Below are 22,398 nucleotides of genomic sequence, written 5' to 3'. Positions count from 1 at the left end.
AATTCAAGATGGGCGAAGACGGTGCGCCCCCCTGCCGCCAGGCCTCACTGCACAGCCTGCGGCAGGCGTTCGCCGCAGGCTGACGTGCGTGGACGAGGGGGCGTCAGCGTGCCTTCTCATCGTAGAAGTTGTAGGAGTAGCCGATCAGGGCCCAGCTGCCGGCATCGGCGTGCCACTTGTAGGTCCACGACTCCATCCCACCATCAAGCTGCGTGCCGACGGTAAATACCTCGTCGGGTTTCCCACTGGCTGGAAGCGGAACCGGCGGTGCCGCGGCCGGCTTCGGAAGCGGGGCGGCCCGGGCTGTGCCGGCGGGGGTGTAGGCTGCGGTCACCGTGAGCGGGAGCGCCAACAGGGCGCACGCCAGCGTGATCGCAACAACGTTGCTGTTGAGGGTGGTCATCGGGTTTCTCCTACACCGGCACTCCCGGCCACCTGATCCCAGGGCAACGCGCCCGCCGCTGCAACTGCTGAACGCTTTTTACGCCGCATGCGCAGGCAAACCGTCGCAACCTGCGCTGGCCCGGCAGCTTCGGCGGTGCCGCGAACGACACCATCATGCGGCCGCAGCGGCGGATTCCGGATGTCAAAAAACCAGCGCGATGGCAGGTTCTTTGTGCTCCTGTTCGCCGGGGTCACCCGATTCAAGGCGTGAGCGATGTAGCCGGAGGGTCTTGGATCCAAATCGGCACAAAATATGCGACGATCCACCGCATGCAGGCTGGAGCGGCACGCTTGTTTCCATCGCCAAGCGCACGCGATTTCGCTATCGGCAGCCAACCGAGGCACCAGCCCAAACACGCATGTCGGCATGCGCTCCGCAAGCAGTGTTCTACTTCGCTTGGTACTGCACGTAGCATATCTTTGCTGTGCCAGATCCGGAGCAGCTGATACCTTTCACAATGCCGCCGTTGGTCGGTCCCGTAACCTTTACCGTCGCACCGAGTGCTGCCATATGCTCACTCATCCTGATCAGGTTCTCTCCACCCCCCATGTCAGTCCATTCGCCATTCAGTTCCTCGACATCGGATGGAATCAGCTGACCGGCTGCCGTACGCGCACTTTTGGACTCTGTCTTGCCGTTCTGATGTTGGAGATCGACAACGACCGTCACATATGAGCCGTCAGCGAAGACGACGCGGAACATCAGGCGCGCCTGGTCTCTTAGTCCGGTGTAGTTGCTGACGTGGCCAATCAAGTCGGAAAGGGCTGTCAGCGTATTGGCACCGACAACACGACTAATGATGTTCGCGTTACCTGCAGCGGATTCCACCATCGCCTGAAGGTTGAAGTCACCAACATAGTCGTAGGCCGTCTTGGAAGAAGCATTTGCGTTCAATCCAAGCTGGCTCACAGGAACCACGAAAGTCGGGCGAATTGTCAGGCCGCCTTCGACATACACCTTGTGAGCCAGGCGAACTTCCTCTACGGCTGCAGCAGGGGGAGTCTGCCGCTGAACTGTCCGTGTAGCGGCGGTGGCGGCTACCTCCCCACGTGAAGCCGACGACGAAAGCGGGACAATCGGACCGCCGCCGCCAGCACTCCTCCCGATGTAGTACTGCTGGAGCGTGTTGTTGGTAATGTTGTACACAACGTGTGTGCCGGCGCCTTGCGCGATGGCTTGATTCCGGAAGTCACCTGCATCCATGCATGAATCACAGCGAACGGGGACGGCTTGGGCCACTGGGGAAACGCCTACGCAGCCGGCGATGGCAATCGCGGCTACAACTGTTTCTTTGAACAAGATAGTGCTCCCAGGAGTGCAGTTAAAGGTTGTCTCGGACGGTCAGTAATCAACGGGCCGAGTTCAGACTCTAGATGAGCCCCTTGCACCCGTCCGTAGGGGTTACCTGAAACTGACCGCACCGTGATCGGGGTTCCAATTGGACGATGGCCCGAGGGTTCGAAGGAGCGGATGGAGAACACGCCGAATCTGCAGGCACCCCGTTGGCGCGGACTGCCCGCCGACCAGCACGACGATGTCCTGGCAGATGGTGCGGTCGTAGCTGCGGCTGATGATCACGCGGGTCGCCCGGTCACAGTCCAGCCGTGCGAAGTGGAAAAGCACCGGGCCGGTGTTGGTGCCGACGTCCCACTGCAAATCAATGCGGGTGGCGAAAGTTCCCACTGCGCCAGCGCGGCGTGCCCGCCTGGAATTTGTCGGGCCTGCTCGGCCACCTCGCCGGCGGCACCACGGATGCACACGCGAAGCTCGACCCGGCTTACATGGGCCCGGTGCGTATCGCGCTGTAGGAAATCATTGTGGATCCTGGGGGGATGTTCCAAGAATGGGTGACCTGCTCGGGGTCACTATGGGGTCACCTTGCGTGACCCCTGAATCTGCTCTTTCCACTTCAAGCCTTGCTGCTTCCGGCTTGAGAGTGGTGGGCGGTACAGGGTTCGAACCTGTGACCCCTACCATGTCAAGGTAGTGCTCTACCGCTGAGCTAACCGCCCGTTTTTCGTTTCCTGCCGCGTTGCGATTGCGTCGGGGCAGGCCGCGTATATTACGGAGGAGACCGGGGTTGTGCAACACTTTTGTGAAGAAATCTTCGAAAGCGCGGATGGCGCGAGGTTTCGGGGACTTTCGCCGAGCGGGGCTCGGCGCATCCGGTACGGTGGTCAGCCCAGGCTGGCCTCTTTCAGGCGCTTGATCAGGTCGCGCACGCGGCCGGCCTCTTCGAACTCCAGGTCCTTGGCGTGCTGATACATCCGCTGTTCCAGCGACTTGAGCCGGGTGGCGACCTGGGATGGCGACAGCGTCGCGTAATCGGCGCCCTCCTCGGCGATCTCCACCGCCCCGATCTTTCCTTTGCCCTTGCCCTTGCGCGAGGCCCGGTCGTACGCCTCCGAACGCGCGCCTTCCAGCACGTCCACGATCGGGCGCGCGACCGACTTGGGCACGATGCCGTGCTCTTCGTTGTATTCCACCTGCTTGGCACGGCGACGGTCGGTCTCATCGATGGCCGCCTGCATCGAACGGGTGATCTTGTCCGCATACAGGATCGCCTTGCCGCGCACGTTGCGCGCCGCACGACCGATCGTCTGGATCAGTGAACCGGTCGAACGCAGGAAACCTTCCTTGTCCGCGTCCAGGATCGCCACCAGCGAGACCTCCGGCATGTCCAGGCCTTCGCGCAGCAGGTTGATGCCCACCAGCACGTCGAACTTGCCCAGGCGCAGGTCGCGGATGATCTCCACGCGCTCGACCGTGTCGATGTCCGAATGCAGGTAGCGCACGCGGATGCCGTGCTCGCTCAGGTACTCGGTCAGGTTCTCGGCCATGCGCTTGGTCAAGGTGGTGACCAGCACGCGGTCGCCCATCTTGATGCGCTCGTTGGCCTCGCTCATCAGGTCGTCGACCTGGGTGCCGACCGGGCGGATCTCCACCACCGGATCGATCAACCCGGTCGGGCGCACCACCAGTTCGGCCATGTCTTCGCCGGCTTCGCGGTACTCATACGGACCGGGCGTGGCCGACACGTAGATGGCGCGCGGGCAGCGCTGTTCCCATTCTTCGAAACGCAGCGGCCGGTTGTCCAGCGCCGACGGCAGCCGGAAGCCGAATTCCACCAGCGTTTCCTTTCGCGAACGGTCGCCCTTGTACATCGCACCGATCTGCGGAATGGTCACGTGCGATTCGTCGATCACCAGCAGCGCGTCCGGCGGCAGGTAATCGAACAGGGTCGGCGGCGGCGAACCGGCCGGCTTGCCGGTCAGGTGGCGCGAATAGTTTTCGATGCCGTTGCAGAAGCCCACCTCGGCCATCATCTCGATGTCGAACTGGGTACGCTGGGCCAGGCGCTGCGCCTCGACCAGCTTGTTTTCCGCATACAGCTGATCCAGCCGCTCCTTCAGCTCCACCTTGATGGTTTCCACTGCCGCCAGCACGCGCTCGCGGGTGGTGGCGTAGTGGGTCTTCGGGTAGACGGTGAAGCGCATCATATTGCGCAGCGTTTCGCCGGTGAGCGGATCGAACAGGGTGATTTTTTCCACTTCGCCGTCGAACAGTTCGATGCGCAGCGCTTCGCTGTCCGATTCGGCGGGGAACACGTCGATCACTTCACCACGCACGCGGAACGTGCCGCGATGCAGCTCGTATTCATTGCGGGTGTACTGCAGCTGGGTGAGGTGGTTGATCAGGTCGCGCTGGTCGATGCGCTCGCCCTTGGACAGGATCAGCCGCAGCGACAGGTAATCTTCCGGCGCGCCCAGGCCGTAGATGGCCGATACCGTGGCCACCACCAGCGCATCCGGACGTGACAACAGGGTCTTGGTCGCCGCCAGGCGCATCTGCTCGATGTGTTCGTTGATCGAACTGTCCTTCTCGATGAAGGTGTCCGAGGACGGCACATAGGCTTCCGGCTGGTAGTAGTCGTAGTAGCTGACGAAATACTCCACCGCGTTGTGCGGGAAGAACGCCTTGAACTCGCCGTACAACTGCGCGGCCAGCGTCTTGTTCGGCGCCATGATCAGCGTCGGTTTCTGGATGCGGTCGATGACGTTGGCGATGGTGTAGGTCTTGCCCGAGCCGGTCACGCCGAGCAGGGTCTGCTTGGCCACGCCGGCTTCGAAGTTGCTGCTCAGCTTCTCGATCGCGTTGGGCTGGTCGCCTGCCGGCGAATACGGCGATACGAGTTGGAAACGGTCGCTCATGGTGCTGCCAGGTCCCGGGGGGAACAATTATAGCGGGGCGGCCAGTGACGGCAGGTTGAGGGAATCGGCGACCTGCGGTTGACGGGTCCGGCGACGGACCGGTGGCGGGGCAAGGTGGACCATGCAGGCACGGAGGACTTGCCGATGCAAACGCCATATTGCCCTGCATCCCGCCCCACCGGTTACGGCCTGATCGAGCTGTGCGCCACCCTGGCCGTGGTCGGCCTACTGTGCGCGGTCGCCCTGCCCTCCTTCCAGTACAACATGGCACGGCTACGGGCGGACAACCTGCGCATGCAACTGCACGCCACCCTGTCAATGGCGCGCGCCACCGCGCTGACCCGGCGCAAGCGCACGCATCTGTGTCCCAGCAGCGATGGCACCACCTGCGGCACTGAATGGGCAGACGGCTGGCTGTTGTTCGAGGCAGCGGACAAAGCGGGCAAAGATCCCCATCCCATCGTGCCGCTGATGGTGGAGCGACGAGCACCGTCCACCGTCCGCGTACTCCATACGCAACACCGCCTGCGCGTTCAGTTCCGCCACGATGGACGCAATGCGGGACGCAACCTGTCGCTTTACATCTGCGCAGGCGACCGTCTGCACAGCGAGATCAAGGTAAGCATCACCGGCAGGGTGCGCAGCAATGTGCTGCGCAGGTCGCTGCGCTGCGCGGTTCCCTGAAAAAGCAAAAGCCGCGATTTCTCGCGGCTTTTGTAGTATCTGGCGCCCGAAGTTGGACTCGAACCAACGACCCCCTGATTAACAGTCAAGTGCTCTAACCGGCTGAGCTATTCGGGCGGGGACGCGCATTCTAGACGCTGCTGCGGAGACTTGCAACCGCCTCGGGCGGTCACCAGCAGCCCGACGTCGTCGCCTCTGAAGGCGTCTTCACGCTGGCCTGGTTGATGGTCATCGTGCCGCACTTGTCACGGCTCTGCGCGGTGGACGGCGTCGCGGTGATGACGAACGTCGACTGCGCGCCCTGAAAGCCCAACCCGTAGTGCGCGGTGCCACCTTCGCGCGGCGACTGGGTCGCCGGCAACGCAAAGCCGGAATAAGTGTTGTTGGTGGTGTGAAAGCGCTCGGCAAGCTGGGCGTACTCCACCAGATCCGCCTTGGCCTGGCCCCGGCGGGACTTCCGCACGTGCTCGGAGTAGGACGGGAAAGCGATCGCGGCGAGGATTGCGATCACGGCCACCACGACCATCATCTCGATCAGGGTGAAGCCGCGCTGCGCCCGGGCGAAGGCCCGGCGCGGCAGGGGGGGGGCAACAGCGGATGTCATCGCAGGGATCTCCGGTTTACTGCAGCTGACGCCATGACTGGCGACCGCAGGGATAAGGAATGTACAGCGGCTCGGCGCCTGGTGCATTGATCGCCATCCAGCAGGCCTGGCCTTGGGGGCCAGTGCCGTTCGCCAACCGCGGGACCACAGTAACTCCGACATCGCGGACCGGCGAAGTACCGCCGGTATTCAGCGGAATGGCGGCGGTTCCGGTAGCTACCGGCGTACCATCCGGCGACGCCTTTCGTGCCTGCTGGAGCGCGGCGACGCCGCTGGTGCTGCTCAGGCCGTAGAGCCAGTTGGACCCCTCGGTCGAACAGCCCGCCTGAGCCTGGTTGGGCACATAGGTCGGCATGAACACTACGCCCGCAGCGACCGTCGGGTTGCCGACGAAGCGTTCGCTGGTCGGTAAGGTGACCGTCCAGCCCACGCGGTTCGACGGGGTAGCGCCCATTGTCATGGTGCGCTCGCCATTGGTGGTCCCCACCGTGAAGGGGGTCAGGTTGGCTGCCGTGTAGGTCGAGGTTGGCTGCCCGGGGAAGTTGTCATTCACGCCGTAAAGCCCCTGTACCGTCGTATCGCGCTCGTCTCCATTGAACGAGAAGCTGCCGGTCCCGAACAGCAGCATCGCACCGTCGCCAAGGCCGGAGACTGCGGTCATGCCGCCGGTGATCGGCTGGCGATAGGTCAGGCTGCCTTCGGTGCTGGTGCGCGTGGTGAACAGCGGTTGGGTGACCGAGGTCGCAGCGGACTCCAGGTCGAACTTCCAGATCGCTCCCTTCTGGTCGGCGCCGTAGACGATGTCGGCCATGCCATCGCGGCCGCGGCGGCGCGTGGTGGTGCCATTGGTGGTGGTGGTGGTGAAGCGATCGACCACCACCAGGTTGCCCAGCCCGTTGCTGCCTGCCGGCGCTGTCGTGGCACTCTCGGCGGCCTCGATCATCCGCACCGATGCGTCATTCAAGTCCACCACGAACAGCACGGCCTTGCCGCTGGCGCTGTTGTAGCCGTTGCCGAATATCGCTTTCCACGCGACGCCGCCATTGGCGCCGCGGGTGGGCACGATCACCGGCTTGCCCAGTACGAAGCCGATGTTGTTGCGCACGTCCTGCGGCAACGAGGTGTTCAGGTCGTTGATCTCCCAGAGTCGGTTGCCGGCACCGAACGTCCCTGGATTAGTTACGTTCAGCGCGAACACCGAGCGACCACCTGCCCCGGATGCCGCCACCAGCGCCGTGCCCCAGCTGCCACCGAACCGTACGTCGGCCACTGTGACCTGGCCATCGACATAGTAACGATGCGAGAATTTCTGCAGACCCTTGCCGGCTTCCACGTAAGGGAACACCAGGTTGCCCATGTGGCCCACGGCGGTCTGCGGAATGTAGCCAAAGACCTCGTCGCCACCGCTGCCGGTGCTCACGCCCGTGCCAGTCAGGCCGCCGTCGAAGGCATGCAGCATGCCGTCGTTGGCGCCCACGTACACCATGTGGCGGCCGTTCTGCTGCTTGTCAGCGAGGTAGGCCGCATAGGTTGTGGCCAGGGTGCCACCCAGTGAACGATAGCCGAAATCATCCAGTGGCGAGCTGACCACCGGGCTGGAATTGACGATGTCACCGAGCAGTGTGGTACGGCTGCGGAAGATGCCGCCGGTGTTGCGGACTTCCTTGCTTGTATCGCCCTTCAGGTAACTGATCACGCTGGACGCATCCGCGCCCATCCGGGTGATCTCATCGGCCGTACAGAAGGACATGCCACCGTTGGCCAGGCTCTTGGTGCACAGATTGTCGAGCGAGAAGTTGGTGCTGTTGAACTCAAACGCCGCAGCCGCCTTACCCGCGAAGATGCGCCGACTGGCAACCGACTTGGTGGCCAACCGGGCACTTGCTTCCCATGCCGCTGTGTATTCGGCCACCCGCGTGGTCGGATTGACCGCCAATGTCTGCGCGCTCAACCGACTGAACCAGTCAGTGCTCTGGTTCGCGATCTCGTAGACCGGGGTGACCGCCAACGAGCCGCTGCCGATCCGCGCGCCGGTGATGGCCAGGCTGCCGGAGGGTGACGAACCGGCGTTCACCGACGACAGGATGCGGCGCATGGCCTCGGTGATGTCGGCTGGCGTGCGCGCATTGATGTACTCGCCACGCGTATTGACCGTCGCGTGCCAGATGTCATCGATGGTGGTCAGGTTGTCGTTCTGCGCCGAAGGCCAGTTGTTGTAAATAGCCGGCGTGGTGTATGGATCCTGGGTGATGTCCGGGTTGAACAGCTGACCGCGGGCACCCAGGGTCACGCCGTAGAAGTTCGCGTGCAGGTTGGTGTTGCAGTCCAGTTTCGGGTTGCCACCTGAAGCACAGGTGCTGGGCACCTTCACCTGGCCCAGCGGCATGTCGGTGCGCAGCGGGGAGTTGTAGTAGGTGGACGCAATATCTGCCATGGTGCCGCTGTGCCCGTCCCTGAACGGAACGCCCATGTTGCCGTCGGCATTGGTGGACGACGGCGTGCCACCATTGCTGAAGCCGTCGGTGAACAGCATCACGGCGTTCTTCTGGCACGACAGCTTGATCGGTGCATCAGCGTCGGTACGCTTGAACTGTAGTCCCGCCGCGTCCACCGCCTGGCGGTTCGGCGTGCCGCCACTGGCGTTCAGCGCGATCATGTTGTCGTAGAGCGTCTGCTTCTCGCGGTCCTGCGACATGTCATAGATCGGCAGGCGCTTGTTCCTGTCCGTGGAGCTGTTGTACGAGGCATGTGAGCCGATGCGAAAGTAACCAACGTACATCTTGTTGACGTCGGCCATCGACTGGGTCATGCCGGCGATCATCGCGCGGTTGCGGTTGCCGTAGTACGAGTACCAGTTGGCGAAATTCTGCAGCGCTGCCGTATCAGCCGTACGCAGCGTGTACTTCCACATGTGGCAGCCTTGGCCACAGGCATTATCTATCTTGGTACGCGGCACGTTGGCGTAAGCTGCCGCGCCACCCAGCAGTGGACGCGCGTCGTTGTTGCTGGTCCAGGGTGTAAAGAACACGCCCGGCCGGTAGCGGACATAGGCATCGGCCGCGCCGATGGCCCAGGTGTAGTCGCTGTTGAATTCATACGTGGTGTTATTGACGCGGAAGCGCGTGCCCGCGGGGACCACCATACCGTCCTGCATGCGGAAGCTGTCGGTGGTGTTCAGTCCGAAATAGTCATCCGTCAGGGTAATCGTCGCGTTCTCGCGCGGGTCGATGCGCGTATTGGCAAGGTTCGCATTTCCGAACGAGGTACCGTCGCGGTTGATCCACGGTTGGTACACGATGGTCGGATCGAAGAAGCTCGGGTTGTACTCGGAGGACCGGGCAAAGCCGTATACATCAAGCGGCGGCAGGCCCACGCTGGCGCCGGCGCGCGGTCCGGGCAGCACGTACAGGTAGTCACAGTTGCCCGACAACGACAGGCTGCCATTCTCCAGGAAGAAGCTGCGCCGAGTACGGTTCCAGCAGACCTCGCCATCCGGCCCCGGGAACTGGGTCTGGAAATTCATCGAGCCGGAGTTGTCCACCGCCATGATGAACGAAGGCGCGACCGGCACTTCGACGTTCAGCGGCGCCTGGGCCAGGATGCCCTGCCCCTGCGCGGCGAACAGCGAGTAGACCAGTGCGCCGGCAACGAGGGCCAGCGTGGCGCCGCCCCCCGCGATGAACATCTTCTTTCGGCTTGCCATGGCAGCCATCCTCAGAGCTTGAATACAGTGTCGATGGCGACCGCCGAGCGGCTGGGATCGCCACTGGTAGCCGTGTCCGTTGCATAGGCGGTGATCTGGTATACCGGCGTCGCAGCTTCGACCGGTCGTCCCATGCCAAGCGCCGCCTCACCCTGGATGCAGGTCTCGATCTGCCGGACTTTCACCACCTGGCGCTCACTCTGGGCTCGCTGGCTGGTCCATACCGAGGGGTCGTAGCCGTTGTCACATTGGATTTCGATGCTGGCACTCGTCAGCGATCCGGTCGCACCGGCTGTCGCATCGCGGTTGGCCAGAGCTTCCACCTGGTTCTCAGTCAGGCGTACGGCGTCCTCCGAACGCTGGAAGGCTGCATTCACGGCCCGATAGTTCGAGGCCATGCGCTCCTGCATGTTGGCCACCTGCATGCCGGCAATCCCCAGCAGGGACAGCAGGATCAACATGATCAGCGCGACATAGAGCACTGCACCGCGTTGCCGTGAGGGAAGTGCGGTGCGTGGAATGTGGATGCGGTGCATGGCTCAGTTCCCGAACAGTCGATTGCGAAGCGCTACCGATACCTCGTACGAGGCACGGTAACGGCTGTCATTTGCAGCAGCATTGGTGAAGCGCACGCCCAGTACACCTGGCTCATTGGTCGCCGCAGCCGCCTGCGCGGCCGCTGCCGGCTGCGGGCTGCGGGCGAGAATCCCGACCTGCACCAGGCCGACCCGCCGCCACGGCCCCACCGCGGCGGCGGTGACCGCCGTACTCACCTGGGCAGCCGGCTGCTGGGCGGTGATTCTGCCCGACGGCGGCTGCAGCAAACCGATGTTGGTCGTATTGTCGAGCCCGTACAGGAACTGCAGGTTCTCGATGCCTTCGACCAGCTCCTCGCCTGACTGGAAACCTGTGCTGTTGGCACGGGCGCGGTACAGCGAAGGCTGCGCAGGGGTGGCACTGTTGTTGGCCACGTAGTACGCCACCGCTTCGGCGCGGTACACCATGGTCACCGCATTGTTGGCCGCGTAGCGGCTCAGGTCGGTGTTGGTGGCTGTCAGGGTTGTACCTGCCAGCGTGCCGGCAAAGATGTCCACGCCGCTGCAGTCGCCGACGGCGAACAACGACGGTGTTGACGGCACGCCGGCAGTCAAACGTGCTGCCGCAGCGCTGCTGATGGTCAGCGTGGAATTGGTCCCCGCGGCGATCGCAAGGACCGGTGCGCCCTCGGGCGCGAGATAGCGCAGCACTATGATGTCGCTGCCACCGCGCGGTGCCGGCGAGAGCCCGCTGATGCTGGCTGGGGCATTGGCCACGCCGGCCCAGTTGGCACCCAGTTGAAGGCTGTTGCCGGGCGCGGTGTTGGCCGCGTCATAGCCCTGGATGGGGATGTTGAAGTCCAACGCGGATCCCGCACCGGGCGTCACGCCGGTCAGATTGATGCGGATCGCATCGTCGGCGCGGACGATATGGGCCTGGTCATTGACGCAGCCCATGTGCCCGGCCATGCGGATGTCACGCTCCAGAAAGTCGAGTGCGAAGCGCGCGTTTTCCTGGGTACGCGCCACGCCTTCGGACAGTCGCGAGGCGGTGCGCGAGGCGCTGAATATCTGGATCACGCCCAGCATCAGGATAAGGCCGATGACCAGCGAGACCATCACCTCGATCAGAGAGATACCGGCCGCGGCCTGCTTGCGCGAAGGGATGTACTTGCTCATAGACGGCTGACCAGCGTGAACGTGGTGGTGGTGTCCGGGTTGGCCTTGTCCCAGCGCTGGTCGCCCCAGGTGATGCCGACGGTGACCACTCCCGCGTCCATGCTCACGCTGGCGGCTGCCTTGTCGCCCAGCGTCTTCACCACCTGGCACTGCCAGCGGGCGATGTTCTGGGCCTGGGTGATGGTGCCGGTGGGCCAGGCGCAGGGGCCCGCCGACGGGGTCACCGAACCGGCCGCGAACGAGGCCGTGCCGTAGGCGCCACCGTTAAGCGTATCGGTGCGCTGCACGCGCATCAGGTCGATCAGGTCGTAGGCCAGGTTGGTCGCCTGGGTACGGTAGCCGGCGCTCTGCACGAAGCGCACGTTCATGGTCTGCAGCAGGGCGAAACCGAGCAGCCCGAAGCCCAGCACCAGCAGCGCGATGAGCACCTCCAGCAGGCTGAAGCCGCCTTGGTGGCGAAGCGGTTTGAACGTAGCGCGACGTGTCATCAGCAGGTCTCCTGCAACACCCGGACCTGGCCGGAAAGGTTGACGGTGAGCGTGCGCTTGGGATCGCCCGCCGCGCAGCTGTCCGGGGCCACGGTCAGCACCTGGTCCGCGCTTGCACGACGACGCCCACGTGCATCGAATGCGATTTCGGCCGAGGGGCCGGTGAGAACCAGGTTCGGCCGCCCTGCCACATAACGCAGCACGGTATCGCCGCTGTTGAAGCTGCCGCTGCCATCTTCGTCGCTGTAGGCCATGAGGCCGCCATTCCAGGCGCCATCGCAGGTACTGCCGGCCGAACTGGCACAGACGCCGCCGCCCCTGCTGTTGCGGATGGCTTCACTACGGGCCAGCGCGACCAGCCCGAGGATCTCGTTGTTGGCATTGGCGACGCGGTTTGACCGCAAGGTACTGCGGAAACTCGGGAACGCGATGGTCATCAGGATCGCCAGAATGGAGATCGTGACCATCAGTTCGACCATCGTGAAGCCCTTGGACAGGCGTAAAGACATGGGACGCTCCCCAGCGTGATGTCGGCACGATGAGGCAGGCCTGCGCCCCCCGCAAGGGGGTGCAGGACGAACGGTCATTCGGGGGCGACAAGCGTCTAAAGATCGGCGCCCCAAGCGGTGACGGGCGTGACGACCAACGGTCGTCACCCACCGCGGAAACGGCTGACGGCCAGGGGCCGTCACTACCGGTCGTCACCCACCGCGGCAACGGCGGACGGCCTGCGGCCGTCACTACCGGTCGTCACCCACCGCGGCAACGGCTGACGGCCAGCGGCCGTCACTACCCTGGGTGGCGATCGGTCAGGCCAGCACCTGGTAGCACGGCTTGTATTCGCCGGAAATCTTCATCCGGCGCTGGTCGACGAAGGCGCGCAGCAGCGCGTCCAGCGCCTGCATCATGTCGGCGTCGCCATGGATCTGGAACGGACCGGATTCCTCGATCCGGCGCATGCCGTCTTCCTTCACGTTGCCGGCCACGATGCCGGAGAACGCGCGGCGCAGGTCGGCCGCCAGCGCATGCGGGGCACGGCCGTGGTGCAGGTCCAGCCCGGCCATGGCTTCATGGGTGGGCTCGAACGGCTGCTGGTAGTCCCACGGAATGTCGATGGACCAGTTGAAGAAGAACGAATCCTTCGCCGCCAGCCGATGTTCGCGCACCTGCTTGATGCCGGCCGACATCTTGCGCGCAACCGCCGACGGATCGCCGATGATGATCTGGTAGCGCTCGGCGGCCGCATCGCCCAGGGTCAGGCGGATGAAGCGGTCGATCTGCTCGAAGTACGGCGCGGCCACGGTCGGGCCGGTCAGGATCAGCGGGAACGGCAGGTCCTTGTTCTCTTCGCGCAGCAGGATGCCCAGCAGGTACAGGATCTCCTCTGCCGTACCCACGCCACCGGCGAACACGATGATGCCGTGGCCGATGCGCACGAACGCTTCAAGCCGCTTTTCGATGTCCGGCATGATCACCAGGTGGTTGACGATCGGGTTCGGCGACTCGGCCGCGATGATGCCCGGCTCGGTCAGGCCGATGTAGCGCGTCACCGTCCGGCGCTGCTTGGCGTGGGCGATGGTGGCGCCCTTCATCGGGCCCTTCATCGCACCCGGGCCGCAGCCGGTGCAGATGTCCAGCCCGCGCAGGCCCAGCTCGTAGCCGACCTGCTTGGTGTACAGGTATTCGTCGCGGCCGATCGAATGGCCGCCCCAGCAGACCACCAGGTTGGGGTCACCCGGGTTGAGGATGCGCGCATTGCGCAGCAGCCCGAACACGGCGTTGGTGATGCCGTCCGATGATTCCAGTTCGGCCGCGTAGGCCGGGCCCATTTCGATGGCCATGTAGGCCAGGTCGCGGACCACAGCGAACAGCAGTTCGGCCACGCCGCGGATGATCTCGCCGTCGACGAAGGCCATCGCCGGCGCGTTGGCCAGGTCGATGCGTACGCCACGGTCCTGCTGGGCGACCTGGATGTCGAAATCCGGGTACAGGTCACGCGCCGCGCGCGGATCGTCCGAGGCACTGCCACTGGTCAGCACGGCCAGCGCGCAGCGGCGCAGCAGCTCGTGCATGCCGCCACCGGAGGCATCGCGCAGGCGCGCCACTTCCGCCCGGGACAGCACATCCAGGCCACCGCGCGGATAGATCCGCGCGTCCTGCACCGGCAGCGTACGTGCCGGCTTTTCAATCGTCGTGGTCATGTCCAACGTTTCGCTTCCTTCAAGGTGTCCGACTGTAGCGCTGCCCCCATAAAAAAGAAAACGGCCGGGTTTCCCCGGCCGTTTCCGTTCACATCAGGTACCGCTACCGATTAGAACTGGTAACGGAAGCCCAGCTGCAGCGACCACTGCGACACACCGGTGTCGAAACCATCGGCGTCGTTGTTGGCGACGGCCGGGGCATCGGCGAAGCGGTAGTTGTAGACGTACTTGCCGTCATACAGGCCCTGCAGGGTGGCAACACGGCTGTTGGCGTTGAAGCCGTAGTCGTAGATGTTGCCCCACTTCTTGTTCAGCATGTTGCCGACGTTCTGGATATCCAGCCAGATCTCCGACTTGTGGCCCTTCATGAAGCCCGGCAGCTGCTGGGTGATGCGGACGTCGAAGGTGTTGATCCAGCCACTGGTGAACTTGTTCGCCGGAGCGACCTGACCGGCGTACTTGGCCAGATCCGGGTTGGCGGCCAGCCAATCGAAGAAGCTCTTCTCCATCGCGGCATCCGGGGTGAAGCGGCCAGCAGCGTTGAGGTTGCCGAACAGCACTTCGCCCGGGTTCGGGACATAGAACAGATCGTTCGCCGAGCGGCTGTCGCCGTTGGCATCGTTGACGAACAGGTAGCTGTACGGACGACCGCTGCGGCCTTCGTACACCAGGCCCACGCGGGTTTCGTAATCACCGAAGAACGCGTGCTTCCAGTTCAGCGAGCCGGAGATGCGGTCACGGATCTGGTAGCGCGAGGTGTTCAGCACTTCGTCATTGATGTTGAAGGCGTACTGGTAGCCCCAGCCCGAGCTGGCGGTGGAGCTGGTCAGGGTGCCCACTTCTTCGGCATCGGTGTAGGTGTAGCCCACGTTCCAGGACCAGTCGCTGTCCGGGGACCACGGCTTGCTCAACGACACGGTGAACTGCGAGGTGCGGCCCTTGTCGGTGTTGTCGATCAGGTAGACGTTGTTGAAGCCGTTGGCCGCGTAGCTGTTACGCGCATCACCGGTCGCCCACAGCCTGTTGTCAGCAGAAGGCCGGTAGTAGTTGGTGCGGCCATCCGGACCCACCGTACGGCTGTTACCGAGGTTCAGGTGCTGATAGAACAGGCCATCCTTCACCTTGGTCACCAGCAATTCGGCCGAAGCCACCAGGCCGTTCCACGGCAGCTCGTGGTCAAAGGCGATGTTGGCCTTGTACGTCGACGGCATCTTGAAGTCATTGCCGACGAAGTTGACGTTCTGCAGCGCCTGGTTGGCCAAGGGCGGCGGAACCGGCTGGGTATCCTTGTTCGGGCTGAACGGCAGGCCGGGCACCGGCGAGTTGTAGGTGTAGGAGTCGTAGTTGAAGCCGGTGGTCGAATAGCTGTTGCTGATCCAGACCTGCGGCGAGTCACCCTGGAACAGGCCCACGCCACCGCGCAGCTGCGTCGGACGTTCGGTGTCGAAGGTGTAGTTGAAGCCGAAGCGCGGCTGGATCAGGAACTTGCTGCCGAACACCTTGCTGTTGTTGTAACCGAAGGTGTTGAAGGCCTTCTGGTTGTAAGCCGGCTCCGGGCTCGAATCCGGACGGTCACCACGCAGGCCCATGGTCAGGGTCAGGTTGTTGTTGACGTACCAGGTGTCCTGCACGAACAGCGCCAGGTTGCTGTACTCGTAGTCAGCGGCGATCGAACCCGGCGAGGTTTCCTTGGCCAGGTTGTAGGTCTGCCAACGGCCGGCGGCGAAGTTGTCCAGGCCGTAGAAGGTGTAGGTGCCCCACGAGTTGGCGCCGTAGTAGTTGTAGATGTCGTTGGTGTCGTAGGAGGCACCGAACTTCAGGTCGTGATCACCCAGGGTGAGGGTACCGGCGGCGTAGTAGTTCCACGCCTTGGTCTCCAGCACGTTGTTGTGGGAGTTCGCTTCGGTGCCCAGGTACAGCGAGTCACCCTGCGGGACGTTCGGATCACCGGCCTGCGGGAAATAGATGCGGATGCTCGGCGCATTGGTCGGGACCTGGCGCACGGCGGAGTACTCACGATAGGACGCCTTCAACTCGGTCGAGAAGTTGTCGGTCCAGTCGCTGAACACCTGTGCGACGTAGCTTTCGTTGGTCTTGACCTGCTGGTACCAGTACGAGCTCAGGCCTGCAGCAGAGGTCGAGTTCATGCCGTTGATGCGCAGCTTGTCCTGCTCCAGCTTGCTGTAGCGGATGTTGGCGCGGTGGTTGTCGCTGATGTTCCAGTCGATCTTCAGCGCGTACTCTTCCAGCTCGGTATCACCGTTGCTGTTGAAAGTGCCGGCGTCGAAGCCGTAGCCCTGCGCGATCTGCTGCGCACGGGTCACGTCGGCCATGGTGAAGTCCGCGTCAGCCTGGCCCAGCGCGGTGCCGGAAATATCGGCACCCGGCGCGGCCTGCTTGAACTTCTCGTAGTTGGCGAAGAAGAACAGCTTGTCCTTCAGGATCGGACCACCGACGGTGACGCCGTAGGTTTCTTCCTTGGTGAAACCATTGAAGGGCTCGCCTTCCGGATTGTCGCCGAACCAGTCGCCATCACGGTAGGTGCCATACACCGAACCGTGGAATTCGTTGGTACCGGACTTGGTCACCGCGTTGACGGTGGCACCCACGGCCGACGCGATGCTTACATCGTAGTTGGACAGGTTGATGTCCAGTGCTTCGATGGCTTCCATCGCGACCGGCTGGCGGCGGGTCGGCATGTTGTTGCCTTCCAGGCCGAAGGTGTCGCTGGCCGAAACGCCGTCGATGCTGATCGAGTTGTAGCGCGGGTTCTGGCCACCGGCCGAGATCGAGCCCGAGGCGCGGTCGACGAAGGTCACGCGCGGGTCAAGGCGCATCAGGTCCTGGATGTTGCCGCCGATCGACGGCGCCATTTCGATCTGTTCCTGGCTGATGTTGGTGCCCGAACCCATCTTGGTGGCACTGAACACTTCCGAACCACCGCCCACGGCGACGACCTGGACCGCGTCCAGGTTGGTGGCGGCGAGGTCGCCGGCCAGCGTCGCGTTGATGGTGCCGGTCTGGTTCACGCCCAGGTAGACGCCATCTTCGGTCTTGGTGCCCTCACCGGCCTTGGTGATGGAGATCGTGTACGGACCACCCACGCGCAGGCCGCGCGCGTTGTAACGACCCGCCGCATCGGTCGTGGCACGCGAAACAGTGCCGGACTCGGTGTGGGTGATGATGACTTCGGCGCCAGCGACAGGCGCACCGGCGGAAGAGACGACCTGGCCGCCGACACCGGCAGAGGTGCTCTGGGCAAAGGCGGGAGCGGCAGCAAGCACGGTCAAGAGGCCAAGGGTGAGCTTGGACATCCGGAGAGTGTGGTTCATCTAGGGTAGCCTCGATGGGAGTTGGCGATGGCGGATAAAAAAGCGCATCCAGGCAGCCTTGCGGGCGGCTGCTCGGATAGTTATCTGGGGTTCCCAACCGTGAACGGCAGCTGCCGCAACGGTTAACAATAGATTAACACGGTACGATCCGAATGTGACGGTAGTGCGACAGAAGCGGCCTGATCGCAACCCAATCGTGACGGTTCCTTCACTCCCCGTGAAGGTTCGGCTCACAAATCGGGCTATTCCGGCATGACGGCCTTCACGCTTCCGCGCCACGTCAAGCCTTCCTGCGACAGCAGGTGCACTGCCTCGGCGGCCGCCAACCCCGGCCCGCCGGCCACATCATCCTGGTCCAACGACCACGCCCGGGCGCGCAGCGCTGTCCGCATCGGGGCCGGTTGCAGCCCGGCAACGCGTACCGGTCCCTGCTTCAATTCATCATGCAGGCTGGCCAGCAGCCCGCGCAGCCCATGCTGGGCCACGCCGTAACCGCCCCAGTAAGCCGCCCCCACCCGTGCCGGGTCGTCCACGCAGAACACCACGGCGGCATCCTCGCACTGCTTCAACAACGGCAGGCAGGCCTGCACCAGCAGCGCCGGCGCGGTCAGGGTGACATGCAGGGAGCGGGCGAACGCGGCCGGTTCGGCCAGCTCGAACGGGGTCAGCCCCGGGAAATCGGCTGCGCAGACCAGGATGCCGTCCAGACGGCCCAATTCGGCCTGCACGCGGCTGGCCAGTTCGGCGAAATCATCCGGCGTGGCGCCTTCCAGGTCCAGCGGATACAGCAGCGGCTCCGGTCCGGCCTGTTGCACCTGGGCGTAGACGCGATCAAGCCGGCGCGGCTTGCGCCCGAGCAGGATCACCGTGGCCCCGGCTGCCGCGCAGGCCACCGCGGCAGCGCTGCCCAGCCCGCCACCGGCGCCGACCACCAGGATCACCCGGCCCTCGAGCGCGCCGGCTTCGGCGTCAGGCGACGCGGCCAGGCTCATGCAACCGAGGCTTCTTCGACGATGCGCTTGAGCTCGCCGGCTTCGAACAGCTCCATCACGATGTCGCAGCCCCCGATCAGCTCACCGTGCATGAACAGCTGCGGGAACGTCGGCAGGTTGGAAAACCGCGGCAGGTTGGCGCGGATCTCGGGTTCTTCCAGCACATTGATGGTGCGCAGGGATACCGCTCCGGCGGCCATCAGGGCCTGTACGGCACGGCTGGAAAAGCCACACATCGGGTATTGGGGCGTACCCTTCATGAACAGCACGAGGGGGTAACGATCAACTTCGGCCTGGATCTGCTGCATCACTGCCACAACCACACTGCCTCCTGGATGGGCGAATCCGACCGCGACGGTCGGCTAGACTTCCCACAGTAGTCGCCATTGTAAGCCGATGGAACCGGCCACCGGCATCCTCCCCTTTTCCCTCATCGCCCGCCCATGGAACTCACCGACCTTCCCTACTCGCCCGGCGCCCTGCAACCCCATCTGTCCGAACGGTCAGTGGCGCTGCAGCATGGACAACACCAGCGCGCCTGCGTGGATCAGGTGAATGCGCGGATCAGCGGGACCGAATGGGAAGACGCGCCGCTGGAGCGGATCGTGCGCGAAAGCCAGGGCGCGCTGTTCGAAGCCGCCGCCCAGGCCTGGAACCTGCAGTTCCAATGGCAGTGCCTGCGGCCGCGCGGCGGCGGCGATCCGGTGGGCCGGCTGGCCGACCGGGTGAAGCGCTGCTTCGGTGACGCCGCCAGCCTGCGCAAGGCGTTCAATGACGCCGCGCTGGGCCTGTTCGGTGCCGGCTGGGCGTGGCTGGTGCTGCATCCGGATGGCAGCCTGGCGGTGGTGGTCACGCGCAACGCCGCCACGCCGCTGACCAGCCACAGCGTGCCGCTGCTGGCCTGCAATCTGTGGGAACACGCGTATTACCTGGATTACCAGAACGACCGCGCGCGTTACCTGGACGCCTGGTGGAAGGCGGTCAACTGGGAATTCGCCGCGGAGCAGCTGCCGGGCTGAATGACGGCCAGCGGCCGTCACTACCTGTCAGCGCGCAGCGGCTGACCCCGTGACGACCAACGGTCGTCACCCACCACCAAATGACGACCAACGGTCGTCACCCACCACCAAATGACGGCCGTCACTACCCGCCTTCAGTCGCGGATCACGCGCGCAGGGCCTGGATGGCCGGGGCTACCTGGACCTGTCGACCCAGTGCTTCGCCTACCTGCTCCAAGGACGACGCGAGCGCGGAGGCGTCGTCGTCGCGCAGCGTGGCATGGCCGACCTTGCGACCGTCACGCGGCTGCTTGCCGTAGTCGTGCCAGTGGCCACTGGACTGCGCCAGCACCGGCACCGGGTCGGGCATCGCGCCGATCCAGTTGAGCATGCAGGCATGCCCCAGCATGCGGGTATCGCCCAGCGGCAGGCCCAGTACCGCGCGCAGGTGGTTCTCGAACTGCGAGGTCTCGCTGCCTTCGATGGTCCAGTGGCCCGAGTTGTGCACGCGCGGCGCCATCTCGTTGGCCAGCAGTTCGCCATCGCGGCAGAACAGCTCCAGCGCGAACACCCCTACGTACTGCAGGTGCTCGGCCAGGGTGCGGGCATAGCCGATCGCCGCCTGCTGCTCGGCATCGGACAACCTGGCCGGCGCGACACTGGCCGACAGAACGCCATCGACGTGCCAGTTGCCGGTGACCGGATACGCCTGGAAGCTGCCATCGCGGCCGCGCACGGCCACCACGCTGACTTCGCGCTGGAAGGCAACGAAGCCTTCCAGTATCAGGCCGGTCTTGTCGACCTGCGCACCCAGTGCGTCCCATGCCGCATCGATGTCGGCCGCGCTGCGCAGCCGGAACTGCCCCTTGCCGTCATAGCCCAGGCGGCGGGTCTTCAGGATGCATGGCAAGCCGAACGCAGCCACCTTTTCCGCCAGCTGCGCGCGGCTGGTGATGTCGGCGAACGGCGGCAGCGGGATGCCCAGCTGCTGGAACAACGTCTTCTCGCTCAGCCGATCCTGGGCCACGGCCAGTGCCGACGGCGGCGGATACACCGGCACCTGGTCGGCCAGCCACTGCGCACTGTCGGCCGGCACGTTCTCGAAATCGAAGGTGACCACGTCCACCTTGGCGGCAAACGCAGCCAGGGCCTGGCGATCATCGAACGCGGCCACGGTCAGCGGTGCCAGCGGTCCGCCGCAGGCATCGGCAGCCGGATCGAACAGCTCGAAGCGCAGACCCATCGGCGCACCGGCCAGGACCATCATGCGGGCCAGCTGGCCGCCGCCCAGGATGCCTACCGTCCTGGTGCTCATTGACGTGGATCGTCGTGGGCCATGACCTCTTCGGTCTGGCGTGCGCGGAAGGCATCCAGCGCCGTGCCGATGGCCGGCTGGTCACTGGCCAGCATCGCCGCGGCGAACAGCGCCGCGTTGGACGCACCGGCATTGCCGATGGCGAACGTGGCGACCGGGATGCCGGCCGGCATCTGCACGATGGACAGCAGCGAATCCATGCCGTTGAGCGCCTTGGACTGCACCGGTACGCCCAGCACCGGCACGGCGGTCTTGGCGGCGATCATGCCCGGCAGGTGCGCGGCGCCACCGGCGCCGGCAATGATCGCGCGCAGCCCGCGCGGACCGGCCTGTTCGGCGTAGTCGAACAACACGTCCGGGGTGCGGTGGGCGGAAACCACCTTCACTTCGAACGGAACACCCAGGGCTTCAAGCTTCTGGGCGGCGTGCTGCATGGTCTCCCAGTCGGAGCGGGAACCCATGACGATGCCGACGAGCGGCGCGGATTGGTTGGGGGTCATTGGCCGTCACCTGCCTTAAAGACGTATTCTAGCCGTCTTCCACGCAAGACGAAGAACCATGGATCGCAAGCTGCTTGACCTGCTGGTATCGCCCGACACCCGCCAGCCCCTGTCCCTGCTGGATGCCAAGGGCCTGGAAGCCCTCAACCGCGCCATCGGTGCCGGTACCGTCAACAAGGCCGACGGCAATCCGCTGGCCCAGCCGCTGCGGCAGGCGCTGGTCACCCGCGACCGCAAGCAGGTGTTCCGCCTGGACGACGGCATCCCGGTGCTGCTGGCTGAAGAAGCCATCGCCACCGCGCAGATCGCGGACTTCCCTTCCGCATGAGCACCGCCGCCGCGGGCGCGTTGATCGCGCCGGACCCGGCGCAGGTCGCCGCCGACGTGGCGCGTGCACTGGCTGAAGACATCGGCAGCGGCGATGTGACCGCTGCCCTGCTGCCCGACCATGCCGACAGCGCCTACCTGCTGTGCAAGCAGGACGCGGTGATCGCGGGACGCCCCTGGTTCGACGCCACCCATCGTGCGCTGGATCCGCAGGTGCGCATCGACTGGCAGGTCCGCGAAGGCCAGGCCGTCGTGGCCGGCACCGTGCTGGCCCTGCTGCACGGGCGCAACCGCTCGCTGGTCAGCGCCGAACGCACCTCGTTGAACTTCCTGCAGACCCTGTCCGGCACCGCGACGATCACCGCGCGTCATGTCGCTGCGGTGGCCGGCACCGGCACCCGCATCCTGGACACGCGCAAGACCCTGCCCGGCCTGCGCCTGGCGCAGAAGTACGCGGTGCGCTGTGGTGGCGGCGACAACCACCGCATCGGCCTGTACGACACGGTGATGCTGAAGGAAAACCACATCCGCGCCGCCGGCTCGCTGCCGGCCGCGGTGGCCGCCGCGCGCACGCTGTGGCCGCAGCTGCCGCTGGTGGTGGAAGTGGAAGACCTCGATCAGCTGGAGCAGGCACTGCAGGCCGGCTGCGAGCGCATCCTGCTGGATGATTTCCCGGCCGCGCTGCGCCGTGAGGCCGTGCGCCTGACCGCCGGACGCATTCCGCTGGAAGTGTCCGGCAGCGTCGGCCTGGACGGCCTGCGCGCGATTGCCGAAGACGGCGTGGACTGTATTTCCATTGGCGGCCTGACCAAGCACGTGCAGGCCATCGATCTGTCACTGAAGCTCGGCCCGCCGCCAGGCTGAAGGGGTCAGAGTCCGGGGT

General features: G+C 64.7%; 19 protein-coding genes and 2 tRNA genes. 4 read left to right on the top strand and 17 right to left on the bottom strand.

The window, feature by feature from the left end:
• Positions 1-103: 103 nt before the first annotated feature.
• From ABB28_RS18025 to uvrB, 4 genes are all read right to left on the bottom strand, one after another.
• Positions 104-403 (bottom strand): hypothetical protein, encoded by a 300-nt coding sequence (locus tag ABB28_RS18025; RefSeq protein ID WP_152983459.1) that lies wholly within the window; start codon positions 401-403, stop codon positions 104-106.
• A gap of 429 nt (positions 404-832) precedes the next feature.
• Complete coding sequence (locus tag ABB28_RS11175; protein ID WP_057508704.1) at positions 833-1,648, bottom strand: hypothetical protein; 816 nt, start codon at positions 1,646-1,648, stop codon at positions 833-835.
• Positions 1,649-2,382: 734 nt separating this feature from the next.
• Positions 2,383-2,457, bottom strand: a tRNA-Val gene (locus ABB28_RS11165).
• 165 nt (positions 2,458-2,622) lie between these two features.
• Complete coding sequence (uvrB, locus tag ABB28_RS11160; RefSeq protein ID WP_057508702.1) at positions 2,623-4,656, bottom strand: excinuclease ABC subunit UvrB; 2,034 nt, start codon at positions 4,654-4,656, stop codon at positions 2,623-2,625.
• Positions 4,657-4,770: 114 nt separating this feature from the next.
• Between uvrB and ABB28_RS11155 the strand changes: the two genes are divergently transcribed.
• Positions 4,771-5,340 (top strand): GspH/FimT family pseudopilin, encoded by a 570-nt coding sequence (locus ABB28_RS11155; RefSeq protein ID WP_148049413.1) that lies wholly within the window; start codon positions 4,771-4,773, stop codon positions 5,338-5,340.
• Positions 5,341-5,380: 40 nt separating this feature from the next.
• Here ABB28_RS11155 and ABB28_RS11150 read toward each other — a convergent pair.
• The 11 genes from ABB28_RS11150 to grxD all read right to left on the bottom strand — a co-directional run bounded on the left by ABB28_RS11150 (position 5,381) and on the right by grxD (position 18,692).
• A tRNA-Asn gene (locus ABB28_RS11150) sits at positions 5,381-5,457 on the bottom strand.
• Between the two features lie 52 nt (positions 5,458-5,509).
• The gene (locus ABB28_RS11145; RefSeq protein ID WP_057508700.1) at positions 5,510-5,944 is read right to left on the bottom strand and encodes a type IV pilin protein; all 435 of its coding nucleotides are present in this window, start codon (positions 5,942-5,944) and stop codon (positions 5,510-5,512) included.
• A gap of 16 nt (positions 5,945-5,960) precedes the next feature.
• On the bottom strand, positions 5,961-9,647 hold the full coding sequence (locus tag ABB28_RS11140) for a pilus assembly protein (protein ID WP_057508705.1): 3,687 nt from the start codon (positions 9,645-9,647) through the stop codon (positions 5,961-5,963).
• Between the two features lie 11 nt (positions 9,648-9,658).
• Positions 9,659-10,183 (bottom strand): pilus assembly PilX family protein, encoded by a 525-nt coding sequence (locus ABB28_RS11135; protein WP_057508699.1) that lies wholly within the window; start codon positions 10,181-10,183, stop codon positions 9,659-9,661.
• A 3-nt stretch (positions 10,184-10,186) separates the two neighbouring features.
• Complete coding sequence (locus ABB28_RS11130) at positions 10,187-11,362, bottom strand: PilW family protein (protein WP_057508698.1); 1,176 nt, start codon at positions 11,360-11,362, stop codon at positions 10,187-10,189.
• Entirely contained in the window at positions 11,359-11,850 is a 492-nt protein-coding gene (pilV, locus tag ABB28_RS11125) for a type IV pilus modification protein PilV (RefSeq protein WP_057508697.1), read from the bottom strand. Before pilV ends, ABB28_RS11130 begins: the two co-directional genes overlap by 4 nt.
• On the bottom strand, positions 11,850-12,359 hold the full coding sequence (locus ABB28_RS11120; protein ID WP_057508696.1) for a GspH/FimT family pseudopilin: 510 nt from the start codon (positions 12,357-12,359) through the stop codon (positions 11,850-11,852). The genes pilV and ABB28_RS11120 overlap by 1 nt, the downstream gene beginning before the upstream one ends.
• A gap of 300 nt (positions 12,360-12,659) precedes the next feature.
• On the bottom strand, positions 12,660-14,051 hold the full coding sequence (gene ppnN, locus ABB28_RS11115; RefSeq protein WP_057508695.1) for a nucleotide 5'-monophosphate nucleosidase PpnN: 1,392 nt from the start codon (positions 14,049-14,051) through the stop codon (positions 12,660-12,662).
• A gap of 110 nt (positions 14,052-14,161) precedes the next feature.
• Positions 14,162-17,365, bottom strand: a complete 3,204-nt coding sequence (locus ABB28_RS11110) for a TonB-dependent receptor (protein WP_057508694.1) — start codon at positions 17,363-17,365, stop codon at positions 14,162-14,164.
• Between the two features lie 260 nt (positions 17,366-17,625).
• The gene (locus ABB28_RS11105; RefSeq protein ID WP_057508693.1) at positions 17,626-18,375 is read right to left on the bottom strand and encodes an SDR family NAD(P)-dependent oxidoreductase; all 750 of its coding nucleotides are present in this window, start codon (positions 18,373-18,375) and stop codon (positions 17,626-17,628) included.
• A complete protein-coding gene (gene grxD, locus ABB28_RS11100) occupies positions 18,372-18,692 on the bottom strand; it encodes a Grx4 family monothiol glutaredoxin (protein WP_042614176.1) in 321 nt (106 codons plus the stop codon). Before grxD ends, ABB28_RS11105 begins: the two co-directional genes overlap by 4 nt.
• Positions 18,693-18,818: 126 nt before the next feature.
• Here grxD and ABB28_RS11095 point away from each other — a divergent pair, with 126 nt between their 5' ends.
• A complete protein-coding gene (locus tag ABB28_RS11095) occupies positions 18,819-19,394 on the top strand; it encodes a superoxide dismutase (protein ID WP_057508692.1) in 576 nt (191 codons plus the stop codon).
• Positions 19,395-19,539: 145 nt separating this feature from the next.
• Here the strand turns inward: ABB28_RS11095 and ABB28_RS11090 are convergent, their stop codons facing one another.
• Positions 19,540-20,688, bottom strand: coding sequence for a 5-(carboxyamino)imidazole ribonucleotide synthase (locus tag ABB28_RS11090; protein WP_057508691.1), 1,149 nt, complete (start codon positions 20,686-20,688; stop codon positions 19,540-19,542).
• Positions 20,685-21,188 (bottom strand): 5-(carboxyamino)imidazole ribonucleotide mutase, encoded by a 504-nt coding sequence (gene purE / locus ABB28_RS11085; protein ID WP_057508690.1) that lies wholly within the window; start codon positions 21,186-21,188, stop codon positions 20,685-20,687. Before purE ends, ABB28_RS11090 begins: the two co-directional genes overlap by 4 nt.
• A 58-nt stretch (positions 21,189-21,246) precedes the next feature.
• Here purE and ABB28_RS11080 point away from each other — a divergent pair, with 58 nt between their 5' ends.
• A complete protein-coding gene (locus tag ABB28_RS11080; RefSeq protein ID WP_042614172.1) occupies positions 21,247-21,516 on the top strand; it encodes a Trm112 family protein in 270 nt (89 codons plus the stop codon).
• A complete protein-coding gene (gene nadC / locus ABB28_RS11075; RefSeq protein WP_057508689.1) occupies positions 21,513-22,379 on the top strand; it encodes a carboxylating nicotinate-nucleotide diphosphorylase in 867 nt (288 codons plus the stop codon). Before ABB28_RS11080 ends, nadC begins: the two co-directional genes overlap by 4 nt.
• Positions 22,380-22,398 lie beyond the last annotated feature (19 nt).

The sequence above is a fragment of the Stenotrophomonas chelatiphaga genome, from assembly GCF_001431535.1.
GTDB classification, from domain to species: Bacteria; Pseudomonadota; Gammaproteobacteria; order Xanthomonadales; family Xanthomonadaceae; genus Stenotrophomonas; species Stenotrophomonas chelatiphaga.
This window is presented reverse-complemented; position numbering and strand designations above follow the sequence as displayed.